Raw genomic sequence first — 22,614 nt, forward strand, 5'->3', positions numbered from 1 at the left:
TAGGATGATCATGACGTTGTTTAAAGTAACTACACACTCTTTAATGCTATTAAGTGCAGTACTAATTAGCTTTGCTAGCATTGCAAATCCACCCAAGGAAATTTTTTGGGAAGACCTCATACCCGAGGGCCATGTACAAATAGATACTCAAGCACAAGCTAATCACGAAGGCAGTGAACAAAACTGGGTGCAACCTGATTTAGACGCGCCAGTTGTTAAAGCACTTGATGGGCAGTCTGTTAGCTTACCTGGTTTTGTTGTACCTCTTGAAGGCGATAGCGAACTTATCACCGAGTTTTTATTAGTCCCTTACTTTGGTGCCTGTATTCATGTGCCCCCGCCGCCGCCAAATCAGCTGGTTCATGTGACCATTAAAGGCGGTGTCCCTATCGATAGCTTATACGATGCGATTGTTGTAACGGGTATTATTAAAACGCAAACTTGGTCTGGCGAAATCGCCCAAGTAGGTTACACAATGCAAGCTGTCGGTGTTGCTCCTTTTGAGCTTTAATTCTTAAAATACAGAGCCCACTCTATAGTGGGTTTTATTTTGTTCTATCAACCACCCGTTCTTATATCTCGTTCAAGTTCAGACTGCGTTTTCACTGGATGACAAGTCGACTTCACCGTGCTCTTATTGCTTTCATCTTCGTCAGAACTAAAAATTGTGTAGCTATAGTCTGTTTCAACTTCACCACCTAAGCACTCATGCTCTGCAAATACTTCATCTCCATAACCCTCTGGCATTTCTTTTGACGCACACCCACTGAGGATCAGAAATGTTATTAAAATTGACATTACTTTCATATTAATCACCTTAAAAGAACACGTTATAAATTATAGTTCGTACTCAAAATGCCATGATGGAAGCTTGTTGAGTAATGGCAGAAGTGCTTTTTCTTTTCTTAAATCACGACGCTCTCTCTCCAACTGTTCTCGCTCTCGACGTAACTCTTTACTTTGGCTACTTGACGGTTTATCACTCGTTAATTCATCACTAATAGATTGCAGCCGCCAATTAATATTATTAAGTCGATCATCTATCTCGGCTTTCCTTGCTTCAAATTGATAACGCTCATTACCTTCTTGCCATGCTTTTCTAAACTGTGTGTCATTACAAATCCCGTTATACGCATCGCCTCGTAAACCTAGGGTAAAGCCATTTTCAGGCTCACAAAAGGCTGCGAGCCCCTGTTTGTAACCAGCTTGATAATCATCTAATTTTGCAGTGATGCCAAATTCACTACAAGCAGATATGATTTCTCTGCCATGTTCAAATGTATACCCTTGCTCACCATGACTAAAGCCTAGATTTGTCCAATTGGCCTGTATACATTCATCCTGAGACAAAGAAGAGCATCCTGATAGCAATATGAAAAACAGTAAAAACAAGTAACGACTAGACATTATTTTTCCTAAGATAGCCAAACTCAACTAAGTACCTATTCTAGGGCGAGATAAAGGTAAAGTGAATAATAAAAATGTAACAAGCTATTCTAATAAACCTGAAATTTAGAATAAAAAACCTTGAAAGCATGCACTTTCAAGGTTTTATTTATAGCGCTTTACAGTTATTAAGTTAAGCAGTACCACCTACCGTTAACTGATCAATTTTCAAGCTTGGCTGGCCTACGCCTACTGGTACACTTTGACCGTCTTTACCACAAACACCGACACCTTTATCAAGCGCTAAATCATTACCTACCATAGAAATTTGTTGCATAACCTCAGGGCCATTACCAATTAAGGTAGCACCTTTAATTGGCTGGGTGATTTTACCATTTTCAATTAAATACGCTTCTGAGGCACTAAATACAAACTTACCCGAGGTGATATCCACTTGGCCGCCACCAAAATTGGGAGCAAACACGCCTTTTTTAACCGTGCTGATAATATCAGCTTGGCTGTGCTCGCCGCCTAACATGTAAGTGTTGGTCATACGTGGCATTGGTAAATGCGCGTATGATTCACGACGAGCATTACCTGTTGGGTTTACCCCCATTAAACGCGCGTTCATTTTATCTTGCATATAGCCTTTTAAAATACCGTTTTCGATAAGTACGTTATAGGCTGCAGGCGTACCTTCGTCATCTACATTAAGTGAACCACGGCGATCGGCCATAGTGCCATCATCAACCACAGTACATAGCTCTGAAGCAACTTTTTGACCTACTTTACCGCTAAACGCAGACGCGCCTTTACGGTTAAAGTCTCCCTCTAGGCCATGACCTACGGCCTCGTGCAACAACACGCCTGGCCAGCCATTACCTAATACCACTTCCATAGTACCCGCTGGGGCATCAATAGCTTCTAAGTTTACTTTAGCTTGACGAACGGCTTCTTCTGCAAAACCCATCCAACGCGGCTTACCATCTACCAGCTCTTTAAAGTAACCATAATCTAGGCGCGCACCGCCACCAGCACCGCCACGTTCACGACGACCATTCTTCTCTAGCAATACAGAGCAGTTTAAACGGATCAGTGGGCGAATATCGGTAGCAAAGGTGCCATCGCTGGCTGCAATTAATACTTCTTCGTATACCGCAGACATTGAGCTAATAACTTGCTCAGCATCAGGGGCTAATTCGCGAATATAATTTTCAAGCTCACGTAACAAATTAACTTTATCGGTATCGCTCATACTAGAAATTGGTTGATGCGGTGCAAACTGCTGCTTTGCAGCCACGTCACTAAATACTTTAACCGCTTTATCTTCACCGGCATCGGCAATACTTCGTGCTGCCGTGGCTGCTTTGTTTAACGCTTCAAGATTGATTGCATCTGAATATGAAAAACCGGTTTTTTCACCGCTTACAGCCCGCACCCCCACGCCACGCTCAACGTTATAAGAGCCTTCTTTCACTAAGCCGTCTTCTAATACCCAAGACTCATGATGACTCGATTGAAAATAAAGGTCGGCATAATCAACTTTGTGCTGGTGAATATAAGCTAATGTTTTTTCGAGTTCTTCTCGATTTAGCTGGCTGTCGTGTAATAAATGCTGTTCAACCGAATTCATAATAATGGCTCTCTAAATCGTTGGTGAGATTGCAGCGGCATATCTCGTCTAATTTTGTGTAACTGGTTTAAATCTACGGTGCAACTAATAAAACCAAGCCCTGTTGATTTTTCACTTAATGCTTCACCCCAAGGCGATAACATGAGGCTGTGACCATAAGTTTGCCTACCGTTTTCATGCGTTCCATATTGCGCTGCAGCAATAACATAACATTGCGTTTCTATAGCTCGCGCTGCAAGTAGCGGCTGCCAATGCGCTTTACCTGTTGGAACAGTAAACGCACTGGGTACTAATATAATTTCGGCGCCTTTGCGAACTAAGGCATTAAATAAACCAGCAAAACGCAAATCATAACACACTGTTAAACCAATTTTACCAAAGGGCGAATCAACGACCACAACCTCATCGCCGGCTTGAGTAAAATCGGATTCTCGGTAGCTGCCGGTCTGGTCATCTACCTCAACATCAAACAAGTGTATTTTGTTATAGCTTGCAACAATATTGCCTTGATTATTAAATAAATGAGAGGCGGCGTAATACTTATGCTGGTTATATGGCTCTGGTAACGTGCCAGCGTTTAACCAAATGTTGTGTTTACGGCACAATTCACTGAGTTGCTGTTTGTACTGTTCAATACGTTGAGACACTAACAACGTATCACCAGCGTGTTTACTAAACACTAAAAACGCTTCTGGTAGACACACTAGCAGCGGGCGAGCTGTCGGTAAGGTTTGTAATGCCTGTTTTAATTTTGCAATATTATCATCAGGGTTTAAGCCAGAGCACATTTGCAATGCGATAATCGCAGGAGATGAGTTTATGTGTTGTTTATTCATTGTGTGGCGCTAACCTCGGCATCTTTAAGTTTTAACTCTGAGGATGCTTGTGGCTGGTTTTGTGCTGCTTGCGGTAAAGTCACCTCTCGACTCTTACGATCTAACTCTTGTACCTGAGGATCGTTCATTTTGCCTGTTACTTTAAAGTTGATCTCTGAGATCACTCGGGCAGAATGAATCACTTTATCAATTGCTAAAGCTGCAAGCCCCGTTACTGGATTAACCATCCAAGCCACAATCACCGGAATGCTCGAGGTTACTTGTGGTGCCACGGCTAAGTCGTAGTCAATTTCGAGAGTATTTAAATTTGCATACCCTTTTATAGAGAGATCGGCAGGTACCCCATCCATTTTAGTATCTTGGGTATAGGCAATGCCTTTATCTATCTGCATGGTGCCTTGCATGCTGTTATAAAAAAAACCTTTAGAAAATACATCTCTAAAATCAAGCTTTAGCTTACGCACTAATGAATCAAGGCTCAGTAATGAGAATACGCGTGCACCTCCATCACTGATTTCAGTTAAATGGCCTTCGCCTAAATCCCAGCTAATTTCGCCATCTAAACTGGCAATGTCTAAATCATAAGGTGCCGCTTGCCAATTTAGCTGATAATTTAGATTGGCGTTTGAGTCTTTAATAGTGGTGGTAATATCAAACTCATTAAATAAGGCGCCAATATCATTACTTTTAAGTTCACCGCTCATCGCCGTTAGGCCATTCTGCCATTGCCCTTTAGTCCGTAATATATGGTCGCCCTTATCAAACACTAGCTCAGAAATAAGCAGCTTTTTACCATCGCCTAACAATGAGGCGCTTACTTTATCAAGTTGATAATGACTCACTTTACAATCGGCACATTCAAATTCAATAGCCGGTAATTTTGTAAGCCATGCAAGTTGTTCTGGGGTTGATTTTTCGCTCGGTTGCTCTGATTCTGTATCTAAAAAATTAAGCCTTAAATAATCGCTATTAATTCGAATCGGCTGACTTGATTGCCCGCTAGGTATAAATACTTCGGCTCTTAACTCTTTGGCATTGAGCTTTAATTGCAAATTATTATTTAGGGGCGATAAACGCATATCAAAATCATTAAACTGCATGCCACTCACGTTAAAAGAGTTAATATTCGCAACCACTTCATGTAAAGGCGGCATCACGCCCGGCGAGGCACTGTCAGGCTGCGCTTTAGCCACATTAATAATTTGATCAATTAAATCAATCCAAGGTAATAACTCACTCTGCGCTAAATTAATACTCACCGCTAAATTTTGTGAGTTAAGCCCTAAGTCTTTTTCACCGATGATAAAATGAGCGTTGGTAAACTGCGATTGAGTATTGTCTAGAATGGCATTGAAATAAAATAACTCATTAATATGTGCAGTGATCAGATTAGAGATATCATCACCTTGAATAACCGCACTCAGAGGCCAAATTTGCTCACTGCTTTTTGTATATACTCCTGGCAAGGAACTATTTAAGCCAATAAGTGGCGATTCAACTTCGGCACGATAGTTAAACCCTTGCTCGGTAAAATTAAGCTCTAAAGCAATATCAACGTCACTTTGCCCGCTTAAGTAACCATCTAAAATGCCTTGACCATGGTTTATGAGTGTTTGCGCATCAAGCTGAGCATTTATATTTATATTAGCGCGATAATCCTCTGCGTTTGCGTCACTAGTGTAGTTAATCGTTAATGGCATACCAAGCCATGTAGCCGTAGCATCGGTGAGGTTTATTTGTTGATTATTAAAGCTAAGTTCACCCTTTAAATGCTCAAGCGAAATACCGGGAGCAGAAATATAAAGAGGTGAGTCGAGTAAATTAACCTTACCAGTTACACTCGCTCCGCCCTCAAATTGTGAACCGATTAGCAATTCAATGTTTGCGCTGGCAAGCCCCTGTCCTTGCACAACATTAAAAATATCAGCTAATGGATTTGCTAAAGGCGTGGCGACAAAAAAATCGTGCATTTTTTCAAGCTCAGCTTGCTTATCAATACTAACCACCAATGGCGCATCGCCCATTAAGTCATCAATACTCACGTGTACACTACTGCCAACGTCAAGGTTTACCAGTTGGCCTTGCTGGCTATAAATATCCATTCGCTCATTTGCAAAATGCAGCTTTACACTGGCATTTGTGACTGCTGGCCAAGCCGGATCGAATTGATAGGTAGCATTATCTATTTGCGCTAAAACATCAAACTGCCCAGAACCATTGTCAAATGGAAAGCCTGATAATGGACCAGAAAATAACACCTGAGCATTTGTTACTTCACCTGATTTTATTGCGCCATTTAAATAACTAACTAACTCAGGGCTCATTAATGTTAAAGGAAAATAATGACCGGCAATACTGGCATCGGGGGCAAATGCTTCGGCATATAAATCTAAGCGAGGCGTCTTACCTAAACTTAATTGCATCTGTGCGCTTAAGGTCACTTCATTGTTATCAAACCACAGGTTATCACTGCTAATATGCCAATCGCCTGAACGCTTAGCTAAATCTAATTCGATGTTTAGCTGGTTATAGTCAATATTATTACTAAAACTAGCACCTGTAATTAAGTGGCTGTTTTCACCAAAAATAGTGATCCGGCCATATTGCTGATTAACTAATCCATCAATCCTTAAAGATTGAGCGGCGGGTACGGCGTTTTTTTCTTGCCAGCTAATTTCATCGGCTTCAAACCACAACTGCCATTGCTTTGCATCGGCAAACTCTAGATACGCGTTTTTTATTTCACCACTGGGTTGGCGAGCTAAAAAAGGAGTTAAATCAGTAAAATTAGTTAATTCTGCTAAATCATTTAATAGGGCTAAATCGAGTTGCTGTAGCCATATTTTATTTTGCTTGCCTAATAAAGCTTCAAATTCGAGGCTAGGCCACGTTATTTCGTTGGTACTAAACGCTAAGCCGGTACTTTTTAACCGCCAGCTATTTTGCTCAGGGTATAAATGAAATCCCCCTTCACTTAGGCTGACCTTTTGTGTTTGCTCATTGAGTTGCCAATTTACCGCACTCGGTAACCACTGTACTTTTACGTCACTTACTAAGCCTTGCTCTAGCCTAAGCCATGCTTGTAAATTTAAATCACTATGCAGTTGCTGCTTTTGAGTATTAATGTACTGGGCTAACCAATTTGACACATCAACCTGATTAGCCTGCACATATAAATCGCCCACCATTTGCTCTAAGGTTTCACCTTTGAGCGCAATACGGGCATCAAAATTACCCACAGAAATACCCGGTAACGCTAGGCTACCGCTACCAAGATGCTGTTTATCTTGGTTTTGCCATACAATGTTTTCTAATAACAGTTTACGTTCTTTGTTATCTTCTAGTACAAAGCTGATGCTGGAGTTTTCTATTGCAAAGTGACCGGTTTCGCCTAAAAACAGTCCTTCTATTAGTTCTTTTTGCTCAAATGAAACTTCATCTTGATTACCAGCAAATAAATTAGCGACATTAACCTTGGTATGAAAGCCATTGATCACAAAGTAATTTGATTTAAGCTGCAGCGACTTTAAACTTTCCCAAAGGTTTAGCTCTAAACTGGTTTTAGCTATGGTTAAAGAGATAGGGGCTGTTTGGTTGTCTTTAAATGATAATTCTTCGAGTACTAAAGCGGGACCACTGCCTTGCCAACTTGCTGATATAGCACCTATAGATAAACTAATATCAAACTTATTATCAAGATAGCTTTCTATATCTCCTTTATAATCGTTCGCGTAGGGTAAGGTGTATTTTAAAATAGAAACAATCACGGCCAGTAGCACTAAAATTACAGCACTTATTTGCCATAATTTTCGCACACAATAAAAACAGGCCGCTTTAAATTTCATTACATCATTACCACATCAAACTGCTCTTGGCTGTATAAACTTTCAGTTTGAATATTGACCTGCTTTCCAATAAATAGTTCTAATTCGGCGAGGTTATGATACTCATCATTTAATAGCGCTTCACATACTGCAGGCGAAGCATACACTACAAACTTATCCGCATCGTAAGCGCGATTAACACGTACTATTTCACGAAGAATTTCATAGCAGACTGTCTCAACTGTTTTTTGTGAGCCTCGCCCTGAACATGCTGGGCATACATCACACAGTACATGTTCTAGGCTTTCGCGGGTACGTTTGCGGGTCATTTCAACTAAGCCTAATGCCGACAAACCATTGATATTAGATTTGGCACGATCTTTATCGAGTGCAGATTCTAATGAGTGCATTACACGGCGTTTATGCTCATCGCTTACCATATCAATAAAGTCGATAATAATAATACCGCCCAAATTGCGCAGCCTTAGTTGACGGGCAATAGCTGAGGTTGCTTCAACATTGGTATTAAAAATAGTTTCTTCAAGGTTACGGTGACCAACAAAAGCACCGGTATTTACATCAACAGTGGTCATCGCTTCAGTTTGATCTATGATCAAATAACCACCCGATTTTAAAGTAACTTTACGATGCAGTGCTTTTTGAATTTCACTTTCTACATCAAATAAATCAAAAATGGGACGCTCACCTGGGTAATACTCAAGCACTTGTGATAACAAAGGCACAAACTCTTCAGTAAACAGCTTAAGCTCTTGGTAGGTAAGCTTAGAGTCAACACGAATGCGCTCCATATCTTCACCTACGTAATCACGTAACGTTCTAAAGGCAAGTGTAAGATCTTCATGCAAGATACTGGCTTTGCTTGTTTTTCTGCGTCTAGAGACAATTTTATCCCAGAGCTTTTTTAAAAAAGCTGCATCGTGTCTCAGCTCCGCTTCACTTGCGCCTTCAGCAGCTGTTCTGACAATAAAACTACCGTTTTCATCGCCGTATTCGGCTACAATTTTTTTCAGCCTTGCACGCTCTTCTTCCGTTTCGATACGCTGACTCACCCCAACATGTGTCGCATCAGGCATAAACACTAAATACCGTGAAGGTATCGTGATATCAGTGGTTAAACGTGCCCCTTTGCTACCCAAAGGATCTTTAACCACTTGCACCATAATGTACTGACCTTGGCGAACAAGCTCACGAATATCTTGGACTTTTTTAATCGGCTCGTCGTCAACGCCCTCAACAATAGAGGCACTATTAACGATATCTGAAGCGTGTAAAAAGGCGGCTTTCTCTAGGCCTATATCAACAAAAGCGGCTTGCATCCCTGGTAACACGCGGCTTATTTTACCTAAGTAAATATTACCCACGATACCTAAGTTACCAATACGTTCTAGCTGAATTTCTTGTAATACACCGTTTTCGATTAGGGCAACGCGACTTTCACTTGGCGTGACATTGATCAGTAGTTCTGTACTCATGCTACCCTCTTAAGAATGTATTTAATAATTGTTCTGTCTCATATAAAGGTAAGCCGACAACGGCAAAATAGCTACCCGAAATATGCGTTACAAAGCGCCCACCTAACCCTTGGATACCGTAACCACCGGCTTTATCTTGAGGCTCGCCCGTTTGCCAATAAGCATGTATTTCTTCATCACTGAGCGTTTTAAAGGTGACATCTGTACTGACCACACAACTGAGTACTTTATCTGATGTAGCAAAAGCGATGGCAGTTAACACTTGGTGCGTGTTCCCTGATAAGCGCTTTAAGGTTTGAGTAAAATCGTCTTTATCTCGAGGCTTACATAATGATTGGTTATCCATCACCACCACAGTATCACTACCTAGCACTGGCCGGTCAGTATAACCTTGCTCTACGCCCATTTGCGCCTTTAAACGCGCTAAACGCTCTACATAGTCATGCGGGCACTCATTAGCAAGCTGACTTTCATCGGCATCAACACTAAACTGTGAAAATTCAATACCCAATTGGGTTAGAAGCTCTTTACGACGGGGAGACGCGGAGGCTAAATATACTGCGCAAGTCATTATCTGATCCTAAAATGTCTACGGTATTTTCGAAGTAATAAAAATACCCATATCCAGCTCAACATGCCTGTTAATACAGGCCATAAGTAATGTGGGCTAAAATAAACGCCAAGTAAAAAGTGATTTAACCAAAACTGCATTAAGTGGTAAAGCGTTAAGAACAAGCCTATAAGTAGGCTTTGTTGCCACAATGAAAAATTGCGAATTTTTTGGAAGTTACTTGCAGTAACAAAAATACACACTGAATAAGTTAAGGAATTAACACCCAATGAGGAGCCTGTTGCTAAGTCAATTAATAACCCAACAACCCAAGCAGTCCCTATATTTAGTCTATGCGGTAAAGCTAAAGACCAGTACATAAGCACCAATAGCACCCAATCAGGACGAAATGGTTCAAGTGAAAAAGGTAACGGCATTAGCGCCATTACTAATGCAAAGAAAATGCTTAATGCGATTAAAAGCATATGACGGTTAATCATCACCCATCAACTCCTGCTGATTTAGCCATAACACCACTAATAACCGAATTCGATCTAATTGAGCTATCGGCTCAGCAAATACTTGCGCAAAAGGTTGGCCTTCATCACGAGTTATTTCGGTGATCACCGCTACCGGATAACCTTCAGGAAAGGTACCTCCTAGGCCAGAGGTCACCAGCACATCACCAATACGCACATCTAAGCTATGCGGCACATGTGATAGCTTTAGCACGTTAATTTTACCGATACCTTCAACCACTGTGCGCACATCGTTTCGTAATATACGCACCGGTGTTGCATGGGTGGTATCTGTAATTAACAGCACCCGCGAGGTTGTTGAACCAACTTTAGTCAACTGCCCGACTAACCCCATATCATCAATCACCGCTTGGCTTTCGCTTAAACCATCGGTGGTTCCCCGATTTATCACCACTTGGTGACTATAAGGATTTGAATGAACAGAAAGTACTTGAGCAATAATTTTACGATTGGTGTGTTTAGAGGAAGAGCCAAGTAATGCACGAAGTTTTTGATTCTCTTTTGCTAAAAACTCATACTGCTGGATTTGCTCACTTTGCAATACTTGCTTCTTTTTGAGTGCTTCGTTTTCGGTTAGTAACTGCTCACGGGTATGCAAACTTTTGGCGCTAAAGCTAAATACTTCGTAAGGTAGGTTAGCAACATAAATAAGTGGACTGACCAACGTATTCAAACTAGTACGAATGTTCTCGCCACCTTGCGTGTACTTGTCTCCAAGGATCAATACGATACTCAAAAGCACTGCGACAAAAAGTCGCAGTTGCAAAGAAACCGTTTTTTCAAACATTGATTTCATTAATCGTAACTAAAAACGTCACCACCGTGCACATCAATCATCTCAAGTGCCTTGCCGCCGCCACGTGCAACACAGGTTAATGGATCATCAGCAACAACCACTGGAATACCCGTTTCTTCCATTAGCAGGCGATCTAAATCCTTAAGTAATGCGCCGCCGCCAGTTAACACCATACCATGCGCTGAAATATCAGATGCCAGCTCAGGTGGAGACTGCTCAAGCGCCACCATGACAGCGCTTACAATCCCCATTAGTGGCTCTTGTAATGCTTCTAAGATTTCATGCGAGTTAAGCGTAAACGAACGAGGTACGCCTTCTGCAAGGTTACGACCACGCACTTCTATCTCTACTGGCTCGTCTGTTTTAAATGCCGATCCAATTTGGTGTTTAATATTCTCAGCGGTGGCTTCACCGATTAAGCTACCAAAGTTACGACGCACATAATTAATAATGGCTTCATCGAACTTATCACCACCAATGCGTACTGAAGATGAATACACAACACCATTAAGTGAAATAATAGCGACTTCTGTTGTACCGCCACCAATATCAACCACCATAGAACCCGTTGCTTCAGACACCGGTAAACCGGCACCAATTGCAGCTGCCATTGGCTCTTCGATTAAGTAGACTTCGCGAGCACCTGCACCCATCGCTGATTCACGAATTGCACGCTTTTCAACTTGAGTAGCTCCACAAGGAACACAAATAAGCACGCGTGGGCTTGGGCGCATAAAATTATTATTGTGCACTTGTTTGATGAAGTGCTGTAACATTTTTTCAGTAACATAAAAATCAGCAATCACACCGTCTTTCATTGGACGTATAGCCTTAATATTACCAGGCGTACGGCCCAACATTTGCTTAGCTTCTGTACCTACAGATGCAACACTTTTAGGTCCACCAGCACGCTCTTGACGAATAGCAACAACTGAAGGTTCGTTTAATACAATACCTTCTTCTTTTACATAAATTAGTGTGTTGGCTGTACCTAAATCGATCGATAGATCGTTTGAAAAAATACCACGGAGTTTTTTAAACATGAGGCTGGATGACCTTTGAAATTCGTTCTTATTGTAGTTGCGCTTACTTTAACATTCTCAACACAATGAGCAATGTAAAGCGCAGCCGTCTTTGTAATCATTAAAAAGAGGAAGCACCGCTTCCCCATTAAATATTATCGTTCGCTCATTAAGCGAAAGCCAATATAATTAGCTCTAAAATCTGGCGCTAAAATTAAACGCGTTGATGCACGAGCAAGGCTAGGGGCAAAATTCCATGCACCTCCGCGAACAACGGCATCTTTTTTATTCCCTGTGCTGCTAGTCCATTCCCATACATTGCCTACAGTATCGTATAAGCCAAATGCATTTGCAGAGAAAGACCCTACCGGAGCCGTGCGTTTATTCGACCACTCGCTACCACACCAACCACAGTTAGCTAGGTTTTTACCAATTTCGTTACCCCATGGGTACTCTGTCTCAGTGCCTGCACGCGCCGCATATTCCCACTCAACCTCAGTGGGTAAACGATACGTTTGCGCTGTTTTATCAGAAAACCACTCAGCGTACGCAATAGCGTCATTTTTTGTCAAACACACAGCAGGAAACTCATTGGTTTGCTCAAATCCTGGAGCACGCCAATTTAAGCTTGCTTCCCAAACAGGTTCGCCGTTGAGGTAATATGCGCAACCTTTGCCTTTTTCAGCTTCGGTTTTATATTGCGTTTCGTTTACAAACGCTTCAAATGCGCCAACAGTCACTTCTTTGCTCTGCATAGCAAAAGATTCACTAATCGTTTTTTCAACCACGGGGCGTTCATTTTCAAGCCCATTGCCGTTTATATCACCCATTTTAAATTTACCAACGGGGATCATCACTGCTGATGGGTCCACCATAGGTGGGCGTGTATCAACTTCCATTCCTTTTGGGCAATCTGCTTGTATTATTTGCTCTCGCTTTTTAGTCGGTGCAGCAATCGACTCTGACTTTTTTTCCAACTGAGCAAAAAGCGTTCGCGTTTTCTTTAAGTCAATTCGCGCTTTATAAGGGATGTAACCTTCTTTGCGTATTTCTAATTTATGCAAACCACGTGGTAAGTTCGTCACCAAACGAGTAGAACCTACTCGAATATCATTAATAAATACTTCATCGCCGTGTACATTAGAGCGTAAGGTTAACTGAACTAATTGATCTTTCTTGTTCTCAGCGACCACTTTAGGCTTTTTATTAACTGTTTTAGCGACAACGGCAGCGGCTTTATTATCCCCATTATCGCTGAATGTTAACTGACTATCAGAGAAAGTAGTGCTATAAGCTGGCTGATAAGTATTTGCCAGCGGGGTACCATACTCTAAACAAAAACTATTATTCACACTAAGTAAGTGACATAAACGACTGCTGTTTACATCTCCGCGCATAGTAACGCTTAAATTGACGTTGTAATCACCTTGCCCGCTAAATGCGCTCTTGATCACGTGACTACTTAAAATTTGTACTTGTGCCCCTGCCATGTCTCGCTTAGGTTCAACAAGACGTTTTTCTGTAAGATTTTCAAATATTTGATCTAAAAAACGTTTAGTTGCCTTTTTCAGCCCTATTTGCTGACCGCTCTGCTCACATGCCGCCAGTGTTTCAGTGCGCTTACAGTTAATGGTATGGTCAACTTCAAGCGTACCCTCTCGGGTAAATTCATTGCGTAATCGCTCTACACGCGCCGTAGTAAATTGCACTTTTAAGCTTTCAATAGTGTTTTGAAGTGCATGTTTATCAGCGCGAATTTGCTCAATATCTTTTAGATGGGATGCAATTGCCGCCAATTGCATAGAAATATCATTTTTATTTTGTTCTTGATCAACAACGGCTTTTTGATAACGCGATTGTGCAGAGGTAATGTCTAGCGACGGATTATCAATTAAACGTCGATACATATCATTCATCGCATCCAACGCTTGGTTTTTTTCTTTATCAAGCTGTGTGGAACGCGTTCTCAGCAATTCAAGTTGTGTTTGAAGTTGATTCTCTTCTTTTAAATATTTGTCGAGCATCGTCGTTGAACGAGTGTATTCTGTTTGTTTCGTATTAATCTCTGATTCAATTCTGTTTACAGTAGTTGTATCTTGTGCAAATACTGTGCTTGCAAAAAAGCTAGCAGAAATTAACAGAGATAAAGGAGCAATTCGCATATATTCCAGTCCCAAAAAAGCGGCAATTATTTGGTTATTATTATTTTTTATAATAAAACCTTATGCTATGTACTTGAAGCACAAAACACAAGCTTTGTTCATTTATTATCTCAGTTTACAACTATTATCCCGTTTCATGCCAGTAAATAACCGTTTCATTTGTACTAAATAGCTAATTTATTTAACAACACCGAGATTTATCTGCATTTTACGCTATTAAGATGCCAATTTAGCCGCGTATTCATATTTTTTAGTTTGCTTAAGTAATAAAAACTGAGTCAAAATAACGCTATTACACAGCACATTCATCATGTAACTAATGAAAAAGAGTGATAATGCCAATACCATTCAGTATTAATGAACATAGCTATTTACAAACAATTACCAGTGAATTACTAACAAACAAGAAAATAACTTTAACTATTAAGCGCGATGATTTATTGCATCCACTTATCAGCGGTAATAAATGGCGAAAGCTCAAATACAATTTAGTTCGTATGCAACAACTGGGTAAATCTGAATTACTTACATTTGGTGGTGCTTTTTCAAATCACATTCATGCGTGCGCCGCTGCTGGTAAAGAGTTTAACTTAACAACCCACGCAATTGTGCGCGGCCCACAGCTTGATCTAAATAATCCAACTCTAAAATTTGCACAGCAATGTGGTATGCAGTTACATGCTGTCAATCGTATAGAGTACAAACAACGACATGATGAAGCCTATTTAGCCGCATTACAGGCACGCTTTCCAAACGCATACATTCTACCTGAAGGAGGCACTAATTCGTTTGCTATAGATGGATGTAAAGAGCTTGCCCAGAGTTTACCTGAGCACGACTACTTAATCTGTCCAACTGGCAGTGGCGGCACCTTGGCTGGATTGATAGAGGGCAGCTCAAATAAAATCAACCTACTAGGGATTGCTGTTTTAAAGCAAGCCGACTACCTGCGGGACGAAATACGCGCTCTTAGCCCTAAAGCAAAATCACAAAATAACTGGCAACTACTTACGCAATTTCACGGTGGTGGATATGGTCGTTTTACAGCTGAGTTATGGCAGTTTTGCCAACACATGCAGCATCAACATCAATTACCCTTGGAGCCTATTTACAGCGGTAAAATGATGTACGCACTTTGGCAGCTCATCAATAATGATTACTTTGCCCCTAACAGCAAAATTATTGCAATACATACTGGTGGGTTGCAAGGTTTAGAAGGGCTAAAATATCGCAAATTAGTGTAGAGTGTATTTAACTTGTTAATTGCTTAGCATTAGTGAAATGCGACTTGAGTATAATTGGGGAGTAATTTAGAAAAATATCCTCCTTGCGCGCCGCTAATGCCTATTACTTTTAAAAGTTGTAGCTCCTGAGGCGTCTCTACATCAAGTGCAAATACTGACAAGCTCAATAATCTACTTATATGCACAATCCCCCTAACGTATTTTTGTTGTGAATTACTGCGCTCTATCCCATGGACAAGTTCAGAAGCTAAGTTAAGCCCTGATATTTGTTTATTAAGCGTAAACTTAAAAATATTTTTACTGCTTCTCACATCATCAATTACAATATTGCAGTTTAGTGCCGCTATTGCTGCAAAAGCGCCTTGCAAACGTAATTGATTATTTAAGAATTCTGATTCATTTATAGAAAATTGCAGTGTATGTTGGTTTTTTAAGTCATTGATATAAGCAGTTAACCAGCTCCAAAACTCGTTATTAAACCAGTTTTTAGGATGTAACTTAATACTAATAACTGACGATGATTTATCTATAAGCAATAGTTTTTTTACTTGCATAACTACCGCTTGATCGTGCAATAGCGCCTCACCTTCGTTATAAAATTGACTGATACTTTCTTGATTAAGTAATTGTTTATTTCCCCTGTCATTACTTTTAATTGATACGTAATGCTTAATAATAGCGCCGCTATCGAGCTCGTATACTGGTTGAAATAAAATAGCCAATTTTTGCTTTTTAATTCGTTGTGATATTGAGTGTCTATCGAGCTTTTGGACATGACCATAATTTAACGCTAATTGGTGATAATGCTTAACTCGATTTTGCTGCGAAAGAGTAAGTGCTGACTTTGCCAACTGATACACCATAACCTGATCAGCCTCGGAATAATAAGTACATAAACCTACTTTTACATGCCTCTGTGCAGTTCTTGGCGCCAATACATGAGCGGCACTTACAATGCATTGATGTAAATATTTAGCGCAATTGAGTTTATCAATTGCATCAATCCCTTTGAGAGTAAAAGCGAAATTGCCTGCAGTTAATAACTTAACGGATATTTCAGTCGTATTAATAAAGTCTTTTGCCAATAAGACTTTAAGAGTCGCTTGTAAGTCAGTGTTTGCATCAAAATGACATTCACACTGAATAAGTGCAAATACATTATATTTAATTGCTTCCTGCACATTAGTTGTCGCTATTGGAGCGAGCTGTAAAGAACTCACTTTGGGTGCATAACGCACTTTCTTATTATTAAAGTGCTGCTGACGTTTAGAGGTTATTGTGCTGTTTTTTATTGTTTTAGGCTTTTTAAAACGTCGAATACAAAGTATAGCGAGCAAAAGAACCGCGTTTATTATTAAAAACAAATAGCTATAGCTATACCAAACTGGCCATGAGTAGAGCAAAATTCCTTTTGAGTTAGCGCTAAAATAATGTTTTTGTTTTTCTATATAAATAGAGTTTTTATTAGGGGCGAGCGTAAAAGGCGTATTTGCAATAAGTTGTTTTTCATTGGCCAATGGCTGTTGCAATTGCTTCGCTAGCTTTAAACCAACTTGCTCGTTTTGATGCTGTAAAACCAAACTTAAACCGCTATTAATAATCACTAGCAAGGCGATACACAGAGCATAAAACAAAGCATTTGAATAATTGGTAAAGTGAAATTTACTGGCTTTCATAACCCACCGGCACATCAAATAAGTTATTAAAGTGTTGTCTACTATTTGCAATTGTACAAGCCAATAATAAAAGTTTAGCAGAGGTTTAAAAGTTAGTACTTAATGTTTATAAACATTATATTTAGCCTTCAATTAGTTAACTAAACAGCTGTCATTATTTATATATTAGTTTGAACAAAGGAGGGCTTGGCTCAAAAAATAAAAACACCAATATCACAGTGCTTTTTACACATTCATATGTTTACTTTAGGAAGTGTTTATTCAGATTTAAAAACTGTAGAAATGGAATACGGTCATTTTTTTAATAAAAAAAGCCGCTTAATAGCGGCTTTCTAGAAAACTTTTAAACATTTAATATTTTGTCTTGAATTAGAACGGGATATCGTCATCAAAGTCGATTGTTGGTTCCATAGGGTTTGATGCGCCACCTTGCGGTGCATTTTGTGGCTTAGGTGCAAACCCGCCTTGCTGTTGTGGTGCACTATTTTGTTGTGGTGCAAAACCACCTTGCTGCTGTGGCTGGTATTGGTTGTTTTGCTGCGGTGCTGGCTGCTGAGCAGGTGCAGATTGCTGCTGTGGAGCATAACTGCCTTGCTGGCTATTTTGGCCTTGGTTATTTTGACCATAACCACCGCTTTGTTGCCCGCCTTGGTTTCCTTGATAGCCACTACTTTGTTGACCACCTTGGTTACCTTGATAGCCACCACTTTGTTGATCGCCACCGCGTGCACCTAGCATTTGCATTTGACCCGTAAAGCCATCGACAACGATTTCTGTGGTGTATTTTTCTTGGCCTTGTTGATCAGTCCATTTACGGGTTTGAAGTTTACCTTCTACGTAAATTTGTGATCCCTTGCGGCAGTATTCACCCACAATTTCAGCTAACTTGCCAAAAAATACCACACGGTGCCACTCAGTTTTATCAACCATTTGGCCAGTGTTTTTATCTTTATAGCTATCTGAAGTTGCTAAGGTAATATTTGCTACACCATTACCATTAGGCATGTAACGAACTTCAGGATCTTGCCCTAAATTACCAACCAAAATTACTTTGTTCACACCGCGTGCCATGGAACCATCTCCTATAAACGTTAGATTAAACCAGCCACTCTTCGGGCTTGGTCTAGGTCAAATTCTTTATCATTAATCTTTAAGTAGCTACGACTTTCATCGCGAACTACGGTTGCTTCTATTACGCCGGGTAAAGCAACTAACTGAGAAGCCAGTGTTTGTGCCTGCTCTTCAGAATCTAATTGGGTCATTAAACTAATAACTTTGCTTTTCGGTGGGACTTGCATTTTCCACGCAATAATAAGCCATATTACCCCAACAAGTGCCGCCGCCGCAAACACAGCTTGCGTACTAGTTGTTTGTGCTACATACCCGCCAAGCATGCCGCCTAAAAAAGCGCCTAAAAACTGGCTCGATGAATACCCCCCCATGGCTGAGCCTTTTTGGCTTGCTGGAGCAATACGCGACACAAGAGCCGGCATAGTGGCTTCTAAAAAGTTAAACGCAACAAAATATAACAGCATACAAACCGCAATACCAACAACGCTGTTTGCCCACATAGACATACTTAACATGCTGACTATTAAAACCATAACAGAACCAATAAAGGCTTGTTTTTCTTTCTCTTTTTTAATTGCCACTATCATCACGGGCACCATTAAAAAAAACGCCAAAAATAAAACCGGAATATAAAGCTGCCAATGGTTTTCGGCCACTAAGCCATCTTTAATTAATTGGCTTGGTAATACTACAAAAATAGTCGTTAATGTTAGATGCAGCAATAATACGCCTGCATTTAAACGTGCCAGCTGTGGGTGTTTAATCAATTTTTTGATGTCACTAAAACTGGCAAGCGTATCGCCTTTAGGGGCTTTATTTATTGCACTGGGAACGAGCATAGTGACTATAAAAATACCACACACAGCCAAAATAGCCGTTAGCCAAAATACGCCTGCAATGCCCCACGAAGCTGCCACTATCGGCCCTAATAACATCGCAAATGCAAAACTCATGCCGATGCTCATGCCAATCACCGCCATGACTTTGGGGCGCTGTTCATCTCGGCTTAAATCTGATGCAAACGCTAATAATGCGCTGGCGATAGCTCCCATGCCTTGTAACGCACGCCCTACCGTCACCATTTGAATAGACTCTGCCAAAGCGGCAATTACCGAACCTAAAGCAAACACCGCCAAACCACCGACTATGACTTTTTTACGACCTATTTTATCGGAAAGTCTCCCCATTGGGATTTGTAATACGGCCTGAGTTAAACCATACGCACCAATTGCAAAACCAATCCAGATAGGTGAAAAGCCTTCAAGCTCTTGACCATAAATAGCTAAAACAGGCATCAGCATAAACAAGCCGAGCATTCTAAATGCAAACACACTCGCTAACGATACGGCGGCGCGTTTTTCTCGTGAATTAAGTGAAGATGCGGTCATTATTTGCGTGATCTTACTGTGTTAAAAAATTAGGCAAGGATTCTATCACAAGCTTGGCAATAATTAATCGTCTATAACTAAGGATTTTTCGATGATCAAGGATTAATATTGCAGCGTATTATGCGATACTGAGCAAATAATTTTGGCAATAAACGAGATAGCATGGAAAACATTGAAGTCCGAGGCGCCCGCACGCACAATTTAAAAGACATCAGCCTAACCATCCCACGTGATAAACTAATTGTTATTACTGGCTTATCTGGTTCAGGAAAGTCATCACTTGCATTTGATACGCTGTATGCAGAAGGGCAACGCCGGTATGTTGAATCACTCTCTGCTTATGCAAGGCAGTTTTTGTCATTAATGGAAAAGCCCGATGTAGATCATATTGAAGGCCTTTCTCCTGCTATTTCCATAGAACAAAAATCAACCTCGCATAACCCACGTTCAACCGTGGGAACTATTACTGAAATCTACGATTATTTACGCTTGATGTTTGCACGCGTTGGCGAACCTCGCTGTCCGACTCATGATTTACCGCTCGCGGCGCAAACAATCAGCCAAATGGTCGATACCGCACTGGCGCTGCCTGAGGGCACAAAGCTAATGCTCTTGGCCCCTGTTGTTAAAGACCGTAAAGGCGAACATGTAAAGCTATTAGAGCAGCTTGCAAGCCAAGGCTACATTCGCGCACGTATTGATGGCGAAGTGTGCGACCTATCTGATCCACCACCACTAGATCTACATAAGAAGCACACAATTGAAGTCGTGGTTGATCGCTTTAAAGTCAAAGACGGCCAGCAACAACGTCTCGCGGAATCATTCGAAACAGCACTTGAAATGTCAGGCGGCGTTGCCAACATTGCGTTTATGGACGATAGCAATGCTGAAGAAATGCTGTTTTCAGCAAATTTTGCCTGTCCAACCTGTGGCTATGCGATGACAGAGCTTGAACCGCGTCTATTTTCGTTCAACAACCCAGCCGGGGCTTGTCAAAGCTGTGACGGTTTAGGTGTAAGGCAATACTTTGACCCTAATCGCGTGGTTCATAACCCTGAGATAAGTTTAGCTGGCGGTGCAATTAAAGGTTGGGACAAACGCAGCTTTTACTACTATCAAATGTTGCAAGCAGTTGCACAACATTACGACTTTGATTTAGATGTGCCTTATCAGGAACTAGCTAAAGAACATAAGAAAATTATTCTAGATGGCTCGGGTGATACTAAAATTGCATTTAATTACCGTAATGACCGCGGTGATTTAATTACACGTAATCATGTATTTGAAGGCGTGTTAAATAATATGAACCGCCGCTACCGCGAAACTGAATCAAACTCTGTGCGTGAAGAGCTAGCTAAGTATCAAACTAGTCAAGCGTGTCCTAGTTGTAAAGGTTCGCGCCTTCGCCAAGAAGCACGTAACGTATTTATTGGTCAAACTAACTTACCAACCATCACACATATGAGTATTGGTGAGGCAATGAGCTTTTTTGAAGGCTTGCATTTGACTGGGCAAAAAGGCCAAATTGCGGAGAAGATTTTAAAAGAGATTCGCGATCGTTTATCTTTCTTAATAAATGTTGGCCTAAATTACTTATCACTTGAGCGCAGCGCCGACACGCTCTCTGGCGGTGAAGCACAGCGTATTCGTTTAGCGAGTCAAATTGGCGCTGGATTAGTGGGTGTTATGTATGTATTAGATGAACCATCTATTGGTTTACACCAACGTGATAACGACCGTTTATTAAAAACCTTAGTGCATTTACGTGATTTAGGTAACACCGTTATTGTTGTAGAGCATGATGAAGACGCGATCCGCGCGGCAGATCATATTATTGATATTGGTCCGGGTGCTGGTGTGCATGGCGGCCATGTTATTGCTCAAGGTACACGCGATGATATTTTAGCGAGCAAAGACTCGGTTACCGGTCAGTTTTTATCGGGGGTGCGTAAAATTGAAGTGCCTAAAGAGCGCCATGCTACTAACGATAAATGGTTAGAGCTGTTTGGCGCTACCGGTAATAACTTAAAAAATGTTGATTTAAAAATACCCTTTGGCTTAATGACCTGTATTACCGGTGTATCGGGCTCAGGTAAATCTACACTCATTAACGACACCTTATTTAAACTTGCTCACACTGAGCTTAATGGTGCCACAACCGCAGAAGCGGCGCCTTACAAGTCAATTGCAGGCCTTGAACACTTTGACAAAGTGATTGATATTGACCAAAGCCCTATTGGCCGCACACCGCGTTCAAACCCTGCAACTTATACTGGTATTTTCACCGGTATTCGTGAGCTGTTTGCGGGTACTCAAGAAGCCCGTTCACGTGGTTACAAAGTGGGTCGCTTTAGCTTTAATGTTAAAGGTGGGCGTTGTGAGGCATGCCAAGGTGATGGCGTTATTAAAGTAGAAATGCACTTTTTACCTGACGTTTATGTACCGTGTGATGTGTGTAAGGGTAAACGTTATAATCGCGAAACCTTAGAAGTACAATATAAAGGCAAAAACATCAACCAAGTGCTCGACATGACCGTTGAAGATGCCCATGACTACTTTGATAAAATACCGGCTATAGCACGCAAACTTAAAACCCTAATGGATGTTGGACTTTCTTATATCCGCTTAGGCCAAGCCGCTACAACACTTTCTGGTGGTGAAGCACAGCGAATTAAGTTAGCACGTGAGCTTTCTAAGCGTGATACCGGTAAAACGCTATACATATTAGATGAGCCAACAACAGGCCTGCACTTTGCAGATATAGAGCAGTTATTAGTAGTACTGCATCGTCTGCGCGATCATGGCAATACCATTGTAGTGATTGAGCACAATTTAGATGTAATCAAAACAGCCGACTGGATCGTTGATTTAGGCCCTGAAGGTGGTGCTGGCGGCGGTGAAATACTGATTGCAGGTACACCAGAAGAAGTGGCTGAATGCCAGCGCTCTCATACTGGGCACTACTTAAAACCGTTATTAAATAAATAACGGTAA

General features: G+C 41.0%; 17 protein-coding genes. 3 read left to right on the forward strand and 14 right to left on the reverse strand.

From position 1 onward, the window contains the following. The first annotated feature begins 10 nt into the window (after positions 1–10). The gene (locus tag ND6B_RS01545; RefSeq protein WP_028834506.1) at positions 11–511 is read left to right on the forward strand and encodes a DUF3299 domain-containing protein; all 501 of its coding nucleotides are present in this window, start codon (positions 11–13) and stop codon (positions 509–511) included. A 47-nt stretch (positions 512–558) separates the two neighbouring features. On the opposite strand, the gene ND6B_RS0119485 is transcribed toward ND6B_RS01545, so the two are convergent. From ND6B_RS0119485 to ND6B_RS01495, 11 genes are all read right to left on the reverse strand, one after another. Then, on the reverse strand, positions 559–807 hold the full coding sequence (locus ND6B_RS0119485) for a hypothetical protein (protein WP_231485782.1): 249 nt from the start codon (positions 805–807) through the stop codon (positions 559–561). A gap of 30 nt (positions 808–837) precedes the next feature. Then, positions 838–1,407, reverse strand: coding sequence for a DUF2799 domain-containing protein (locus tag ND6B_RS01540; protein WP_081844594.1), 570 nt, complete (start codon positions 1,405–1,407; stop codon positions 838–840). Positions 1,408–1,579: 172 nt separating this feature from the next. Next, positions 1,580–3,019, reverse strand: coding sequence for a metalloprotease TldD (gene tldD / locus ND6B_RS01535; RefSeq protein WP_028834503.1), 1,440 nt, complete (start codon positions 3,017–3,019; stop codon positions 1,580–1,582). Continuing rightward, a complete protein-coding gene (locus ND6B_RS01530; protein WP_033104289.1) occupies positions 3,016–3,855 on the reverse strand; it encodes a carbon-nitrogen hydrolase family protein in 840 nt (279 codons plus the stop codon). The genes tldD and ND6B_RS01530 overlap by 4 nt, the downstream gene beginning before the upstream one ends. Next, positions 3,852–7,700 carry a YhdP family protein gene (locus ND6B_RS01525; RefSeq protein ID WP_033104290.1) on the reverse strand — a complete coding sequence of 1,283 codons (3,849 nt, stop codon included), beginning with the start codon at positions 7,698–7,700 and terminating at the stop codon, positions 3,852–3,854. The genes ND6B_RS01530 and ND6B_RS01525 overlap by 4 nt, the downstream gene beginning before the upstream one ends. Continuing rightward, positions 7,700–9,172: a ribonuclease G gene (rng, locus tag ND6B_RS01520; protein ID WP_013463925.1), complete on the reverse strand. Its 1,473-nt coding sequence runs from the start codon at positions 9,170–9,172 to the stop codon at positions 7,700–7,702. The genes ND6B_RS01525 and rng overlap by 1 nt, the downstream gene beginning before the upstream one ends. A 1-nt stretch (position 9,173) precedes the next feature. Continuing rightward, positions 9,174–9,743: a Maf family protein gene (locus tag ND6B_RS01515; protein ID WP_033104291.1), complete on the reverse strand. Its 570-nt coding sequence runs from the start codon at positions 9,741–9,743 to the stop codon at positions 9,174–9,176. Continuing rightward, the gene (mreD, locus tag ND6B_RS01510) at positions 9,743–10,222 is read right to left on the reverse strand and encodes a rod shape-determining protein MreD (RefSeq protein WP_016900308.1); all 480 of its coding nucleotides are present in this window, start codon (positions 10,220–10,222) and stop codon (positions 9,743–9,745) included. The genes ND6B_RS01515 and mreD overlap by 1 nt, the downstream gene beginning before the upstream one ends. Beyond that, positions 10,215–11,057 carry a rod shape-determining protein MreC gene (gene mreC / locus ND6B_RS01505; protein WP_016900309.1) on the reverse strand — a complete coding sequence of 281 codons (843 nt, stop codon included), beginning with the start codon at positions 11,055–11,057 and terminating at the stop codon, positions 10,215–10,217. Before mreC ends, mreD begins: the two co-directional genes overlap by 8 nt. Beyond that, complete coding sequence (locus ND6B_RS01500; protein ID WP_013463921.1) at positions 11,057–12,100, reverse strand: rod shape-determining protein; 1,044 nt, start codon at positions 12,098–12,100, stop codon at positions 11,057–11,059. Before ND6B_RS01500 ends, mreC begins: the two co-directional genes overlap by 1 nt. 134 nt (positions 12,101–12,234) lie before the next feature. After that, on the reverse strand, positions 12,235–14,241 hold the full coding sequence (locus tag ND6B_RS01495) for a formylglycine-generating enzyme family protein (RefSeq protein ID WP_033104292.1): 2,007 nt from the start codon (positions 14,239–14,241) through the stop codon (positions 12,235–12,237). A 335-nt stretch (positions 14,242–14,576) separates the two neighbouring features. On the opposite strand from ND6B_RS01495, the gene ND6B_RS01490 reads away from it, so the two are divergent. Beyond that, a complete protein-coding gene (locus tag ND6B_RS01490) occupies positions 14,577–15,485 on the forward strand; it encodes a 1-aminocyclopropane-1-carboxylate deaminase/D-cysteine desulfhydrase (RefSeq protein ID WP_033104293.1) in 909 nt (302 codons plus the stop codon). Between the two features lie 29 nt (positions 15,486–15,514). Here ND6B_RS01490 and ND6B_RS01485 read toward each other — a convergent pair whose 3' ends face one another. The 3 genes from ND6B_RS01485 to ND6B_RS01475 all read right to left on the reverse strand — a co-directional run bounded on the left by ND6B_RS01485 (position 15,515) and on the right by ND6B_RS01475 (position 19,620). Next, positions 15,515–17,161, reverse strand: a complete 1,647-nt coding sequence (locus ND6B_RS01485; RefSeq protein WP_033104294.1) for an EAL domain-containing protein — start codon at positions 17,159–17,161, stop codon at positions 15,515–15,517. A gap of 369 nt (positions 17,162–17,530) precedes the next feature. Then, positions 17,531–18,232 carry a single-stranded DNA-binding protein gene (gene ssb / locus ND6B_RS01480; RefSeq protein WP_024602151.1) on the reverse strand — a complete coding sequence of 234 codons (702 nt, stop codon included), beginning with the start codon at positions 18,230–18,232 and terminating at the stop codon, positions 17,531–17,533. 20 nt (positions 18,233–18,252) lie between these two features. Next, on the reverse strand, positions 18,253–19,620 hold the full coding sequence (locus ND6B_RS01475; protein WP_024602150.1) for an MFS transporter: 1,368 nt from the start codon (positions 19,618–19,620) through the stop codon (positions 18,253–18,255). Between the two features lie 162 nt (positions 19,621–19,782). Between ND6B_RS01475 and uvrA the strand changes: the two genes are divergently transcribed. Further along, positions 19,783–22,608, forward strand: coding sequence for an excinuclease ABC subunit UvrA (gene uvrA, locus ND6B_RS01470; protein WP_024602149.1), 2,826 nt, complete (start codon positions 19,783–19,785; stop codon positions 22,606–22,608). Positions 22,609–22,614: the final 6 nt, after the last annotated feature.

Origin of the sequence: Pseudoalteromonas sp. ND6B, assembly GCF_000764215.1 — a bacterium.
Taxonomy (GTDB): domain Bacteria; phylum Pseudomonadota; class Gammaproteobacteria; order Enterobacterales; family Alteromonadaceae; genus Pseudoalteromonas; species Pseudoalteromonas tetraodonis.